The 12,863-nt window shown below is 55.7% G+C and carries 9 protein-coding genes and 1 tRNA gene; 4 read left to right on the top strand and 6 right to left on the bottom strand.

Annotated features, from left to right (window positions below; genetic code table 11):
- Positions 1-102: 102 nt before the first annotated feature.
- The 3 genes from prpD (at position 103) to HMPREF1292_RS10165 (ending at position 3,745) form a co-directional block, all read left to right on the top strand.
- A complete protein-coding gene (prpD, locus tag HMPREF1292_RS10175) occupies positions 103-1,614 on the top strand; it encodes a 2-methylcitrate dehydratase PrpD (protein WP_023019794.1) in 1,512 nt (503 codons plus the stop codon).
- Positions 1,614-2,531 carry a methylisocitrate lyase gene (gene prpB, locus HMPREF1292_RS10170; protein ID WP_023019793.1) on the top strand — a complete coding sequence of 306 codons (918 nt, stop codon included), beginning with the start codon at positions 1,614-1,616 and terminating at the stop codon, positions 2,529-2,531. The genes prpD and prpB overlap by 1 nt, the downstream gene beginning before the upstream one ends.
- A 68-nt stretch (positions 2,532-2,599) precedes the next feature.
- Positions 2,600-3,745, top strand: a complete 1,146-nt coding sequence (locus tag HMPREF1292_RS10165) for a bifunctional 2-methylcitrate synthase/citrate synthase (protein ID WP_023019792.1) — start codon at positions 2,600-2,602, stop codon at positions 3,743-3,745.
- 44 nt (positions 3,746-3,789) lie between these two features.
- Here HMPREF1292_RS10165 and HMPREF1292_RS10160 read toward each other — a convergent pair whose 3' ends face one another.
- The 6 genes from HMPREF1292_RS10160 to HMPREF1292_RS10135 all read right to left on the bottom strand — a co-directional run bounded on the left by HMPREF1292_RS10160 (position 3,790) and on the right by HMPREF1292_RS10135 (position 7,871).
- Positions 3,790-4,794: a DUF1906 domain-containing protein gene (locus tag HMPREF1292_RS10160; RefSeq protein WP_023019791.1), complete on the bottom strand. Its 1,005-nt coding sequence runs from the start codon at positions 4,792-4,794 to the stop codon at positions 3,790-3,792.
- A 311-nt stretch (positions 4,795-5,105) separates the two neighbouring features.
- Positions 5,106-5,178 (bottom strand) — tRNA-Arg (locus HMPREF1292_RS10155).
- Between the two features lie 113 nt (positions 5,179-5,291).
- The gene (locus HMPREF1292_RS10150) at positions 5,292-5,579 is read right to left on the bottom strand and encodes a glutaredoxin domain-containing protein (protein WP_023019790.1); all 288 of its coding nucleotides are present in this window, start codon (positions 5,577-5,579) and stop codon (positions 5,292-5,294) included.
- Positions 5,580-6,119 (bottom strand): dihydrofolate reductase, encoded by a 540-nt coding sequence (locus tag HMPREF1292_RS10145; protein WP_034646222.1) that lies wholly within the window; start codon positions 6,117-6,119, stop codon positions 5,580-5,582. It abuts the gene before it with no gap.
- Positions 6,120-6,124: 5 nt separating this feature from the next.
- A complete protein-coding gene (locus HMPREF1292_RS10140) occupies positions 6,125-6,991 on the bottom strand; it encodes a thymidylate synthase (RefSeq protein ID WP_023019788.1) in 867 nt (288 codons plus the stop codon).
- 121 nt (positions 6,992-7,112) lie between these two features.
- Positions 7,113-7,871, bottom strand: a complete 759-nt coding sequence (locus tag HMPREF1292_RS10135; protein ID WP_023019787.1) for a 3'(2'),5'-bisphosphate nucleotidase CysQ — start codon at positions 7,869-7,871, stop codon at positions 7,113-7,115.
- A 30-nt stretch (positions 7,872-7,901) separates the two neighbouring features.
- Here HMPREF1292_RS10135 and HMPREF1292_RS10130 point away from each other — a divergent pair, with 30 nt between their 5' ends.
- Entirely contained in the window at positions 7,902-12,737 is a 4,836-nt protein-coding gene (locus HMPREF1292_RS10130) for a DEAD/DEAH box helicase (RefSeq protein ID WP_023019786.1), read from the top strand.
- Positions 12,738-12,863 lie beyond the last annotated feature (126 nt).

Genomic DNA, 12,863 nt, shown 5'->3' with positions numbered 1-12,863 from the left:
CTGGCTGTTGTCGATCCAGCCAGACCTATTGCGGGTTGAATCATGTTAGGATAACTTTGTAATCCATATCATATTCATACCTGAAAGGACTCGCGTCACATCATGATCGACCACGAAGTGCGAACTAGACCTTCTGCAGAAGACTTCCCGTATGAGGAGCATTTGGCGCACAAGATTGCCAAGGTTGCTGCTGATCCTGTCGAGGTTCCGTCTGATACTGCTGAAATGATCAAAAACCGGCTTATCGACAACGCTTCGGTCGCAATGGCTTCGCTGGTTCGCCGTCCTGTAACCTCTGCGCGCACTATGGCTACCGCGCACCCGGTTAGCAATGGGGGAGCGACTGTATTCGGCGTGGACGGTAACTATTCCGCAGAATGGGCTGCTCTTGCTAACGGCACTGCGGTGCGTGAATTAGACTTTCACGATACTTTCTTGGCGGCGGAATACTCCCACCCAGGCGATAATATTCCACCGATTTTAGCTGTTGCCCAGCACAAGAGACTCGATGGTAAAGCATTGATCCGCGGAATCGCTACCGGATACGAAATCCAAGTCAATCTGGTCAAGGGCATCTGCTTGCATGAGTTCAAGATTGACCACGTTGCGCATCTCGGGCCGTCGGTAGCTGCTGGCATCGGTACCATGCTGAACCTGGATGTGGACACCATTTACCAGGCTATCGGCCAGGCACTGCACACCACCACAGCCACTCGTCAGTCCCGTAAGGGTTTGATTTCATCGTGGAAGGCCTACGCTCCAGCGTTTGCCGGCAAGATGGCAATCGAAGCTGTCGACCGCACTATGCGTGGGGAGGGTGCACCGGCGCCGATTTGGGAAGGTGAAGACGGATTCATCGCCTGGATGCTGCATTCTCCAGACAAAACTTATACCGTTCCCCTGCCTGATGAAGGTGAGGAAAAGCGCGCCATCCTGGAGACCTACACCAAAGAGCACTCCGCAGAATATCAATCGCAGGCTCCAATTGACTTGGCACGCCGGATGAAGAAGGCTTTGGAAGACAAGGGCCTGGATATCGCCGATATCGAATCTATCGTGCTGCACACTTCGCATCACACCCACTATGTCATCGGTACCGGTGCCAACGATCCACAAAAGATGGATCCGCATGCATCCCGTGAGACGCTGGATCACTCGATCATGTACATCTTTGCGGTAGCACTGCAAGATGGAGACTGGCACCACATTGACAGTTACGCACCCGAGCGCGCACAGAGGGCAGACACCGTCGAACTGTGGCACAAGGTCTCAACCGTGGAAGACCCAGCGTGGACGAAGCGCTACCATTCGACGGACCCAAACGAAAAGGCCTTTGGTGCCAAGGCTGTTATCACCTTTAAAGATGGCACCGTTGTGGAAGACGAGATGGCGGTTGCCGATGCTCACCCACTTGGCGCACGCCCATTCGAGCGCGAGAATTACCGCACTAAGTTCCGAACTCTGGCAGAGGGCATCGTCTCTGAGGAAGAACAGGAGCGATTCCTGGCAGCTGTTGACAACCTGGAAAACCTTATCGACCTTCGTGAGCTGAATATCCAGGTTTCTGACGACGTGTTGGCCCAGGCTCCACAGACACCGAAGGGGATTTTCTAATGACGGGATTATTTTCTTCCCAAACCACTGCAAACCAGAAGCGCAAGAATTTCCGTGAGTCCCTGAACGCACCGCAGATCACTACGTTGCCGGGCGCCTTTAACCCGCTGACTGCGAAGCTTATCGAAGACATCGGTGGCTTTCCCGGCGTATACGTCTCTGGTGCGGTACTTGCAAATGACCTCGGATTACCAGATATTGGTTTGACGACGCTCACCGAGGTCGCACAGCGTTCCGGCCAGATCGCACGAGCGACTGAATTGCCTGTGTTGGTTGATGCCGATACCGGTTTTGGTGAGCCCATGTCGGCAGCCCGCACCATTTCCGCGCTGGAAGACGCGGGACTGGCAGGTTGTCACTTGGAAGACCAGGTCAACCCAAAGCGCTGTGGACATCTGGACGGCAAAGAAGTCGTATCGACCGAGTTAATGGTGCGCCGCATTTCGGCAGCTGTCGGCCAGCGGCGCGACGAGGATTTCGTGATCTGCGCCCGCACAGACGCTGCAGGCGTCAACGGCATCGATGATGCTATCGACCGTGCAAAAGCATATGCCGAAGCCGGCGCGGATCTGATTTTTACTGAAGCATTGCGCACCACGGAAGACTTTGAAAAATTCCGCGCGGCCGTCGACACGCCCTTGCTGGCGAATATGACGGAATTCGGCAAGACCGAACTGCAAAACGCGAAAACACTGGAATCAATCGGCTATAACGCCGTGATCTGGCCGGTTTCGTCGTTTCGGGTTGCTATGGGGGCCACGGAACGCTTCCTGCGCGACCTGGACCACAACGGCGACCAGAAATCCTGGTTGGACGATATGCAGCACCGATCGCGGCTGTACGAACTCGTGTGCTACGAGGACTACAACGCATTCGACCAAGACGTATTCACCTATTCACCGGAGCAGAACCTGTGATCTAAGCGATCAATACGGCGTGCAGGTCAGCATCGCCGTTCTAGCAAAAGCTCAGGAAGGAGCTTGTAATGACTACCAAATCTGAAATTCGTAAGGGCCTGTACGGGGTCGTGGCCGACTACACCGCGGTCTCGAAGGTAATGCCAGAGACCAACTCATTGACTTATGCGGGCTATCCCGTGCAAGAGTTGGCGAAGCACTGCAGTTTTGAAGAAGTAGCCTATTTGCTGTGGAACGGCGAGCTACCTGACTCCGGGCAGCTGGAAGAATTTGCTGCTTCCGAGCGTGAATTGCGCGGATTGACTGAGGCAGAGATCAACCTGATTGAATCGATGCCGAAAGATGCCCACCCGATGGACACGCTGCGGACGTTTACTTCGTTCGTAGGCCAGTTCGATGACCATTTCACGCGCGATGCCGACCATATCCGCGAGATTGGGCTGCGTCTGCTCGCGAAATTCCCCACTGCTGTCGCGTTGGATATCCGCCGCCGTAAGGGCAAGGGATATGTGGAGCCGTCGAAAGAAAAAGGCTTTGCCGAAAACTTTTTGTGGATGGTATTCGGAGATGAGGATAATTCTCCGGCGTTGCAGAAAGAAGCCATCCAAGCCTTTGACCGATCTCTGATCCTGTACGCAGAACATTCCTTTAACGCCTCGACGTTTAGCTCACGCGTGATTACCTCTACGACCTCCGACGTATATTCCGCGGTGACCGGTGGTATCGGTGCTTTGAAGGGGCCATTGCACGGTGGTGCGAATGAAGCTGTGATGCATAACATGATCAAAATCGGTGATCCGACCAAGGCAGAGCAGTGGTGTAAAGATCGTTTAGCCAGCAAACAAGTAGTCATGGGTTTCGGCCACCGCGTATATAAAACCGGCGACTCCCGGGTGCCGACGATGGAAGCCGCATTCAAAAAGCTCGCGGCTAACACTCCAGGCGCGGACAAATGGGTTGAGATGTACGACATCATGGCCAAAACGATGGAGGAAAATACTTCCATCAAGATCAAACCAAACCTGGATTTCCCGGCTGGTCCTGCCTACTATCTGTTGGGATTAGAGATCGAATTTTTCACCCCAGTTTTTGTGATGGCACGTATCACGGGCTGGACGGCACACATCTTGGAGCAGTACGAAAACAACTCACTGATCCGCCCGCTGTCGGCATACAACGGGCCAGAGGAGCGCTCGGTTCCAGCAGAAAACTAGTCTGCCGGACGAGCTAGGGCCAAAAGCCTAGGAAACCTAGGCTTTTACAGGCCGAACTGTTTCGCGAGGTGCGCGTTATCTTGTGCGAGTTTGATTAACTCTTGCAGGGTGCGCGCACCTTGTTGTATCGCAGGGTCGGAGCTAAGTTTCTGCAATTCGGCAGCGCTAGGGATTGTGTTTGAGCTGCCTGGGATAGCAGGGGATGGGCCAGGCTGTTGGTCTTGTGGGCGCGCCTGGTTGTTGCCGTTGCCCTGGTTATTCTGTGCGCCCTGACCAGCACCCGAAGCAACGCCTGGCTTCCACTGGCCCCAATCATGGGCGTAGACATTATTAATGTCGCAGACCACGCCACCAATGGTTTGCTGCTTATTCTGCGGCAGCTGATGGATAGTCGTGCGCGGGTGGATTTTCCCTCCAGAACCCCAGTCATGCATCCAGAAGTAGGAGCCAATGCCATCTTTGATAGCCCAGTCGATGACGTTGTAGTTGCCGTAGATTCCGGCAGAATATCCGGCAGCCTTCAGTAGTGCTTCAAAAGCGCGGAGGTAGGGGGCAATCAAAGAATCGTATTCGCCCCGGGTGGGGTTGTCGTCAATTGCAATATAGATAGGACGGCCGGTTGGGCCACCTGCGCTGCGATGTAAAGCGATCGCCTTTGGGGCGTGGGTGGCGGCGCCTAAGGCGCCTTGTTTCCAGTCTGCAGTTGCGGCGCGGCCGAATTGGTAAACCGAGGCGGTTTCCAGGCCGAGTGCTGCCAGGTTGTTGGTTTCCGTGGCGCTGACGGGTTTGCCTAGCATCCACTCTGCGCCTGGTCGGCGTTCAGAGACATAGCGTACGGCACCGAGGAAGCCGCCGTCCTTGATGGCACGGGCAGAAGGTACGCCGGCGGCGTAATCGAGCACCCGGCCCAAGATCGGGCCAGGGCCGTTTGCTGCTGCAGCGTGTGGGGTAGCGATAGTTGTGCTGGTGCTGGCAAAAGCACCAGCTATCGCGAGGGCGCCGGTAGTGCGGAGTAGAGAGCGTCGGCTGAAATTGCGACCGGTATTCATCAAGATTCCTCCAATCAGGAATGAACAATCGTCACAATAATATCAGTAGTAACAACAGTTTCGGGGTTAAAACGCGAGTGCTGGTGCGCTAAGTTATCGTTTCGGGGAGCTAGGAGTTCAGGAGTAGAAACTCTCAAAAAATAAAACGTTGCAAAGGCGTGAATCAGTGAACCGGTCTGGGCTGCAATAGACTTTGCACAGACCTCATAAAATCCCTAAAACCAAGGCCTAAGCACCCGAGAAAACGAGAAATCTCGAGCCATCATAGGAATGATGTCTCGAGATAACACGAAATATCCCAGAGAAGAATGTGCCCCAGAGTGGATTCGAACCACCGACACCGGCTTTAGGAGAGCCGTGCTCTATCCCCTGAGCTACTGGGGCCGACACTGGCCGGGTATTCCGGCCAGCCATTAGCTTAGCGCACACGAAAATTTCGGGCGAACGCGCGGGTGTGGCGCTGGCGCAAGCAACAGTTTGTCATCGACACTACAGCGTTAGCCTTGTAGTTCTTGCAATTTCTTCGCTACATCACTGGCAGGTGGGTTCGTCATCGAGGAACCATCAGAAAACAGCACCGTTGGAATGATGCGGTTGCCATCGTTGACAGACTCGATCCATGGGTTGGCGTTTTTGGCTTGGCCTTCTTCCGAGTCTGGATCGATCACCGCAAATGGGGTGCCATTGGCTTCCAAATCACCGATCAGCTTGCGGCAAAACGGGCACCAGCTGGCAGCGAAGATGGTTACGTCGTGGGAAGTTTCCGGAATTTGTACGTCAGACATTTAGGCTGCAGCCTTTCGTTCGTAGGTTAAGAATCGATACTTGAGCGGTAAATCACTGGGCTCATGCCCCGGAATTTGCAAGTGTCCATTCGCAGAGACTTGCCAATCGCTATCTGCTACCAGACCGAAATCATCGGGAACATCGGGAGCATACACGGCCCGCTGCCCATAAATGCTACCAATATTCGCCCCCATCAGGGTGATCTCTAACCGGTCGACATCGCCCAAGGTCGCCTCGTAGACTTTGCCACCGCCCAGAATCCATGCAGTGTGTAACTGCGCGACGTCGGCAAGCGAGCCGATAACCTCAGCGCCGGCAGACCAACTACCTGGGCTTGCCGACGACAATACGTAGTTGTCCCGCCCAGGTAGTGGGCGGAACTGCTGGGGAAGCGACTGCCATGTCTTGCGTCCCATGATCACCGGTGCACCTGTGGTGATTTCTTTGAAATGCGCGAGATCCTCCGGCACATGCCACGGCATCGCCACGCCGTCGCCAATGATCCCGTCGAGTGATTGCGCCCAAATTGCTCCCAACATGGTCACTACACCGAGACCTGTGCTTTGATCGACGGGTGCGGATCATAGCCCTCGACCGCGATATCGGAAAAATCATAATCGAAAATGCTGGCAGCTTTGCGCAAACGCAGTTGTGGGTAAGCGCGTGGCTCGCGGCGTAGTTGCTCACGGACCTGATCGAAGTGATCGTTGTAGATATGGCAGTCGCCACCGGTCCAGATCAGCTCGCCGACCTCCAACCCAGCCTGTTGGGCGAGCATATGCGTCAGTAAAGCGTAGGAAGCGATGTTGAAAGGCACACCTAAAAATAGGTCCGCGCTGCGCTGGTAAACCTGTAGTGAGAGCTTGCCGTCCGCGACGTACAATTGGAACAATAAATGGCAGGGCATTAATGCCATGTCATCCAACTCGGCGACGTTCCAAGCACTGACTACCATGCGCCGTGAATCCGGGTTTTTTCGCAGGTTTTGGACGGCTTGGGCGATTTGGTCGATATGCCCGCCATCTGGGGTTGGCCACGAACGCCATTGCACGCCATAAACCGGCCCTAATTCACCGTTATCATCGGCCCATTCATTCCAAATGCGCACACCGTTGTCCTGCAACCACGCCACGTTGGAATCGCCGCGCAAAAACCACAACAGCTCACCGACTACCGCGTGGAAATAGACTTTTTTAGTGGTCAAAAGTGGGAAGGATTCGGCTAAGTTATACCGCAACTGTCGGCCGAACACACTGGTGGTCCCGGTGCCAGTGCGGTCCTGCTTAGCGGTGCCGTTGTTTAGGACATCGCGCAATAAATCCTCGTAGGGAGTGCAGATCGTATTGCTAGCGGCTTGGGGATGGGCGCTACTCGTGGGGTCAGTTTCGGAGCTAGTTGCCGGCTTAGTCATGAGCCATAGTTTACTAGCGCGTACCCATCGCTGTCGATTAACAATCGGTCATGTACCACCAGTCTTGTACAGCTAGACATGAACAACCAGGCATGAACAACTAGCCATAGACAGTTAACGATTAATAGCGGCCGTTGGCTGCTTTGTAATCCGCGATATGGCCCAACATGTCGTCGGCAAGTTCTTTCCGGCAGATCAACAAATCCGGGATATAGGTATCGGCGCGGTTGAACCGGTGCTGCGAACCGTCCAGGCGGCTAACGTGCAAACCGGCCGCTTGGGCCACTCCGACGGGCGCGGCCTGGTCCCACTCATATTGTCCACCGGAATGGATATAGGCATCAACGTCGCCTAGCAGGACTTTCATTGCTTTAGCGCCGGCAGAACCCAGCCTTACGGTCTGCAAACCCATGTGCTTGCCGACGTAGTCTGCAATTTCCGGAGGGCGATTACGCGAAACCACAATGCGTCGCGAAAACGGACCGGATACCGCGCGCACCTCAGACGAACGGAACACCACACCTAGGTCAGGTAGGCCGACTGCGGCATGCAGCGGCACCCCGTCTTCGACTAGCGCGATATGCACGGCCCAGTCCTGGCGGCCGGTGGCGAACTCTTTTGTGCCATCGAGCGGGTCGACAATCCACACTCGTTTTTTCTGCAGCCGCGTGGGATTATCCTTGGCCTCCTCGGATAAAAAACCATCGTCTGGGCGATGCTGAGCAAGCACGCGCGCGATCCAGTTTTGGGCCAGCTCGTCACCAGCTTGTGCGAGCTCCTTATCCCGCAACAAACCAACCCCGCGGATTCCTTTGAGAATTTCCCCGGAACCTTGGGCCAAAAGGTTGGTGAGTCGAACATCTGATAACACGCCTGTCATGCCCCATACTGTAGCCGTAGAGTGGGCCTCATGCCTGATGACGTCCTATCTCGTTTCAGCCCGCCAGTGGCAGGCTGGTTTCGTGAAGTCTTTGCTCGGCCCACGCCCGTGCAACAACAAGCCTGGCAAGCGGTTTCTGCAGGGAAAAACGCGCTGGTTGTGGCCCCAACGGGGTCTGGTAAAACCCTGGCGGCGTTCTTTTGGGCGCTTAACGGGCTCATCGCTGGCGATGGTCAGCTTAGCCTGCCGGTTGGAAACAGCCAGCTCTCTCTTGCCGACGCAGGCAAACCCGGGGTTAAGGTGTTGTATATTTCGCCGCTGAAAGCCTTGGGCGTCGACGTCGAACGAAACTTACACGCCCCATTGACCGGCATTGAGCGGGTTGCACAACGTCTTGGTATGGATACCCCAGCGGTCAGCATTGGAGTGCGCAGTGGTGATACTCCGCAAGCAGAACGCGCGCGGCAACTGCGTCGCCCGCCAGATATTTTGATCACAACCCCCGAATCGGCTTATCTCATGCTCACAAGTAAAGCCGCCGGGATTTTAACGACCGTAACCACCGTGATAGTGGATGAAATCCATGCGCTAGCCGGTAGTAAACGTGGGGTGCACCTAGCGCTCACACTGGAACGATTGGCGCGCATCGCCGACGACCCACAACGAATCGGTTTGTCTGCCACGGTGCGCCCGATTGAATCCGTGGCGCAGTTTTTGGGTGGTGACCGAGCCGTGGAAATTGTCGCGCCACCAGCGCAGAAGGCTTGGGAACTTGCTGTGCGCGTGCCGGTAGATGACATGTCAGATTTACCGGTGCCGGAACAAGCCTCGACGATTGGGGAGATGACGGTCGATGATCCATTGGGGCTAAGCAGCGGTGGTGCGCCCGACGCTGCTAGCCCTACCTTTGCTAGTGATTCGGCGTTTGCTAGTGATTCGGCGTTGCCAACCGCGAAATCAATCTGGCCGCATATCGAAGCGGAGCTCTACCAAACCATCATGGAATGCAACTCCACTCTGGTGTTCGTGAATTCCCGGCGAACCGCAGAGCGACTGACCTCTCGGCTCAACGAACTTTATGCCGCCGAGCATGCCCCAGAATCATTGTCGGCGTCGACGCGCCGGGACCCCGCACAGTTGATGAAACACACTGATATCGCGGGTACGGCGCCGTCGGTTATTGCCCGCGCACACCATGGTTCGGTCTCCAAAGATGAACGTGCGCAGACAGAATCCCTGCTGAAACAAGGTGCGTTGAAAGCTGTCGTCGCGACCAGTTCATTGGAACTAGGAATCGATATGGGGGCAGTCGAACAGGTAGTGCAAGTAGAATCACCGCCGTCGGTGGCCTCCGCCTTGCAACGAGTTGGCCGCGCCGGCCACAGCGTAGGGGCCGTTTCAAAAGGAGATTTTTACCCGAAGCACCGCGCGGATCTCTTGCAAACTGCAGTCACCGTCGGCCGGGTAGCCCCAGGATTGATCGAAAAGATCCATGTTCCACGCAATCCTCTGGACGTGTTGGTGCAGCAAACCATCGCTGCGGTAGCAGTGGAAGATCTGGACGTAGATGAATGGTTTACTACTATTCGTCGCGCCTGGCCGTATCGTGATTTGGACCGCGAAGTCTTCGAATCGGTGCTAGATCTGGCCAGCGGACTGTACCCTAGTACCGATTTTTCTGAGTTGAAACCGCGCATTGTGTTTGACCGGGTGCGCAACACTTTGTCTACTCGGCCTGGTTCGCAACGAGTGGCGGTAACAAGCGGCGGCACTATCCCGGATCGTGGCATGTTCGGGGTTTTTCTGGCGGGTACGACAGACACAGCCACTGGAGCTAGCACCACTCGCGGCGACACGACCAGCAAAGCCACCCCGCGCCGGGTAGGTGAGCTAGACGAAGAAATGGTGTACGAATCCCGCGTCGGGGATGTTTTCACTCTAGGCGCGAGCAGCTGGCGCATCGAAGACATCACGCGTGATCAAGTCATCGTGACTCCCGCGCCGGGCCACACGGGGCGTCTGCCGTTTTGGAGCGGAGATCAGCTAGGACGCCCTTATGAGCTGGGCTTAGCTTTGGGCGAATTTCGACGCGAAGCTCACCGAAAACGAGAGGCTTTGCTGGATGAGCTTCCGTTAGATGAGCGTGCGCGAGCCAACGTATTGGGTTATTTGGATGAGCAATACGAAGCAACGGGACTGATCCCGGATGAAAAAACCCTGGTTTTGGAACGTTTTCGTGATGAACTCGGTGACTGGCGCGTCGTCTTGCACAGCCCTTTTGGACGTGGCGTCAACGCTGCCTGGGCATTAGCGGTTGGTGCGCGCATTGCGGACAACACCGGTATGGATGCCCAAGCAGTGGCCGGTGATGACGGCATTGTGCTGCGAGTGCCTGAAGGCGAGCAGCAGCCAGATGCGTCACTGTTTATCTTCACTACTGATGAGATCGAAGACATAGTGACCAATCAAGTGGGTAATTCTGCACTATTTGCTTCGCGGTTTCGTGAATGCGCGGCACGTGCGCTGTTATTGCCACGCTACAACCCAGGCAAACGCGCCCCGCTATGGCAGCAGCGGCAAAAGGCAGAACAACTGCTGGACGTGGCACGGAAGTATCCGTCCTTTCCTATCATTTTGGAAACCGTGCGCGAATGCTTACAAGATGTCTATGATCTTCCGGCATTAAATGAGGTCACCCGTGCTATTGCTCAGCGTAATATTCGGATTGCGGAAGTGACCACGGAGCAACCGTCGCCATTTTCTTCGTCATTGTTGTTTAATTACACCGGCGCGTTCATGTATGAAGGCGATAGCCCACTGGCTGAGAAACGGGCAGCGGCGCTGTCATTGGACCCAAGCTTACTGGCAAAGCTACTGGGAACCGTGGAGCTACGTGAACTCTTGGATCCGAGCGTGATCACGGCAGTGCATGAATCGCTGCAGCACACTGCGCCAGATCGCCGAGCGCAGACAGCAGAACAATTAGCCGATACCCTGCGGCGCATCGGACCCATCCCGGTTGCACGGTTTGCTGAATATGCAGACATCTCTGTCGCCAGAGCCCGGAGCGAGTTGGGCTCACGTGTGATGTTGGTGCGCATGGTGGGCGAGGACTATCTGGCGCAATCCCACGATGCAGCGTTGCTTCGCGACGGCCTAGGAATACCAGTACCACCCGGCGTGCTGGCACCTACTGAGACCATTGATGATGCTCTCGCACAATTATTAAAACGCTGGTCTCGGGCACGAGGCCCATTTGTAATACACGATGCTGCGCAAGCATTCGGCCTAAGTATCTCCAGTGCCTGGCATATCGTACAAGGATTAGCTGCCAGCGGTGAGTTAGTGGAAGGACACTACCGCCAAGGCATTGATGAAATGGAATATTGCGCTTCGGGAGTATTAAAGCAGATCCGTTCGCGCTCGTTGGCGGCGGCCCGCAAAGCGCAAAAACCTGTGAGTCAGTCAGCGTTTGCTCGCTTCTTATTAGATTGGCATCAGATAACCGAGATACCTGGTGTTGCGTCCGGCACAGTTGGGACTACAGGCCCTCGTACTTCCCACGCCAGTGCAACGGAGCAAGGGCTGCGCGGGGCGGATGGGGTTTTCGCAGCAGTCGAGCAATTAGCCGGGGTACGGTTGCCGGCGAGTGCTTGGGAGCATCTGGTGCTGCCGTCCCGGGTACCCGGTTTTAGCCCGCGTCACCTCGACGAACTCACCAGTAATGGGGAAGTGCTGATCCGGGGAGCGGGGCAAGCTGGGAGCAATGACCCTTGGATCATGTTGCTGCCTGCTGAATATGCGGCGCAGCTCGCGCCAATTGCGGATGGGGAAAACCCGAATCTGTCGGCCGTGCAGCAAGCCATTGTCGACGTCTTGCACAATGGTGGTGGCTACCTGTTTGCGGAAATCGTCGACCAGCTAAGCCTGCATTCTAGTGATGTAGTTCGCGAGGGCCTATGGGGCCTGGTTGATCTTGGGATGGTCAGCCCGGATAGTTTTGCTCCGCTCCGCGCACGGCTGGCGGGTGGTGCGGGCAGGGCGCACAAAGCTAAGCGACAGCCCCGTCGCTCCCGCTTGCGCTTGGGACGCACGAGTTTCGCCACCGGGCAGAACGCCCGGTCAGCTCAGGCTACACCGCCGGATATGGTGGGGCGTTGGGCACTGACAATACCTGCCGACACTGACGCCACGGCACGCTCGGTAGCCCAAGGCGAGGCCTGGCTTGACCGTTATGGTGTGGTCAGTCGTGGCAGCATTGTATCCGAGGATGTGCCTGGTGGATTCGCCTTGGCATACAAAGTATTGAGTGAGTTTGAATCCACAGGTAAAGCCCAACGTGGGTATTTCATTGAAGGGCTGGGGGCCGCACAGTTTTCGACGCCCGCAGTGGTGGACCGGCTACGTGGTTGTGATGATGCTCCAGATGTACACGGGTGGCCGTCGGGAACAGCGCAGCCGAGCATAGTTCTGATAGCTGCCACTGATCCGGCGAATCCCTACGGGGCGGCTTTGGATTGGCCGCGTGCGGACGGTGAGACAGCAGATACCGGAAGCACTGCTCGTGCGCGTCCGTCCCGTGCTGCTGGTGCCCTGGTTGTGCTTGTCGACGGATTATGTTTGGCGCATCTGAGCCGAGGCGGAAAAACCTTGACGACGTTTTTCGAAGCTTTACCAGAAGACATCGAACAGGATCCGACACAATTATTGGTGACTGCACTACAGTCTGGATTGGAAAAAGAGTGGATCCGCCCGTTGATTATCGAAAAAGCCAATGGAACAGCAATCCTGGGGTCCGCACTGGCAATTTCTATGCGAGAACATGGCGCTAAACTCAGCCCGAAAGGTATCCGGCTGGGAAACTAGTTTGCTTCATTGGTTGGTGCAAGGATCCAAGCAGAGTTTGCTGCAGTGGCCGCTGCACAATGTAGTGCGGCGGCTGTTGTCCTGGTCGAACAAGCGAAACCGAAAATTCTCTGAAACGGAGGTAGC

It is taken from the genome of Corynebacterium sp. KPL1995, from assembly GCF_000477935.1.
GTDB lineage: Bacteria > Actinomycetota > Actinomycetes > Mycobacteriales > Mycobacteriaceae > Corynebacterium > Corynebacterium pseudodiphtheriticum.
The sequence above is the reverse complement of the archived record's forward strand: the minus strand, read 5'-3'. Positions and strand labels throughout refer to the sequence as shown.

Bases quoted from the DNA above. Each gene is read 5' to 3' on its own strand.
- HMPREF1292_RS10140 (WP_023019788.1), bottom strand. From the start codon at position 6,991: ATGACTAAGCCGGCAACTAGCTCCGAAACTGACCCCACGAGTAGCGCC.
- prpB (WP_023019793.1), top strand. From the start codon at position 1,614: ATGACGGGATTATTTTCTTCCCAAACCACTGCAAACCAGAAGCGCAAG.
- HMPREF1292_RS10165 (WP_023019792.1), top strand. From the start codon at position 2,600: ATGACTACCAAATCTGAAATTCGTAAGGGCCTGTACGGGGTCGTGGCC.
- HMPREF1292_RS10145 (WP_034646222.1), bottom strand. From the start codon at position 6,119: ATGTTGGGAGCAATTTGGGCGCAATCACTCGACGGGATCATTGGCGAC.
- HMPREF1292_RS10130 (WP_023019786.1), top strand. From the start codon at position 7,902: ATGCCTGATGACGTCCTATCTCGTTTCAGCCCGCCAGTGGCAGGCTGG.
- HMPREF1292_RS10135 (WP_023019787.1), bottom strand. From the start codon at position 7,871: ATGACAGGCGTGTTATCAGATGTTCGACTCACCAACCTTTTGGCCCAA.
- prpD (WP_023019794.1), top strand. From the start codon at position 103: ATGATCGACCACGAAGTGCGAACTAGACCTTCTGCAGAAGACTTCCCG.
- HMPREF1292_RS10150 (WP_023019790.1), bottom strand. From the start codon at position 5,579: ATGTCTGACGTACAAATTCCGGAAACTTCCCACGACGTAACCATCTTC.
- HMPREF1292_RS10160 (WP_023019791.1), bottom strand. From the start codon at position 4,794: ATGAATACCGGTCGCAATTTCAGCCGACGCTCTCTACTCCGCACTACC.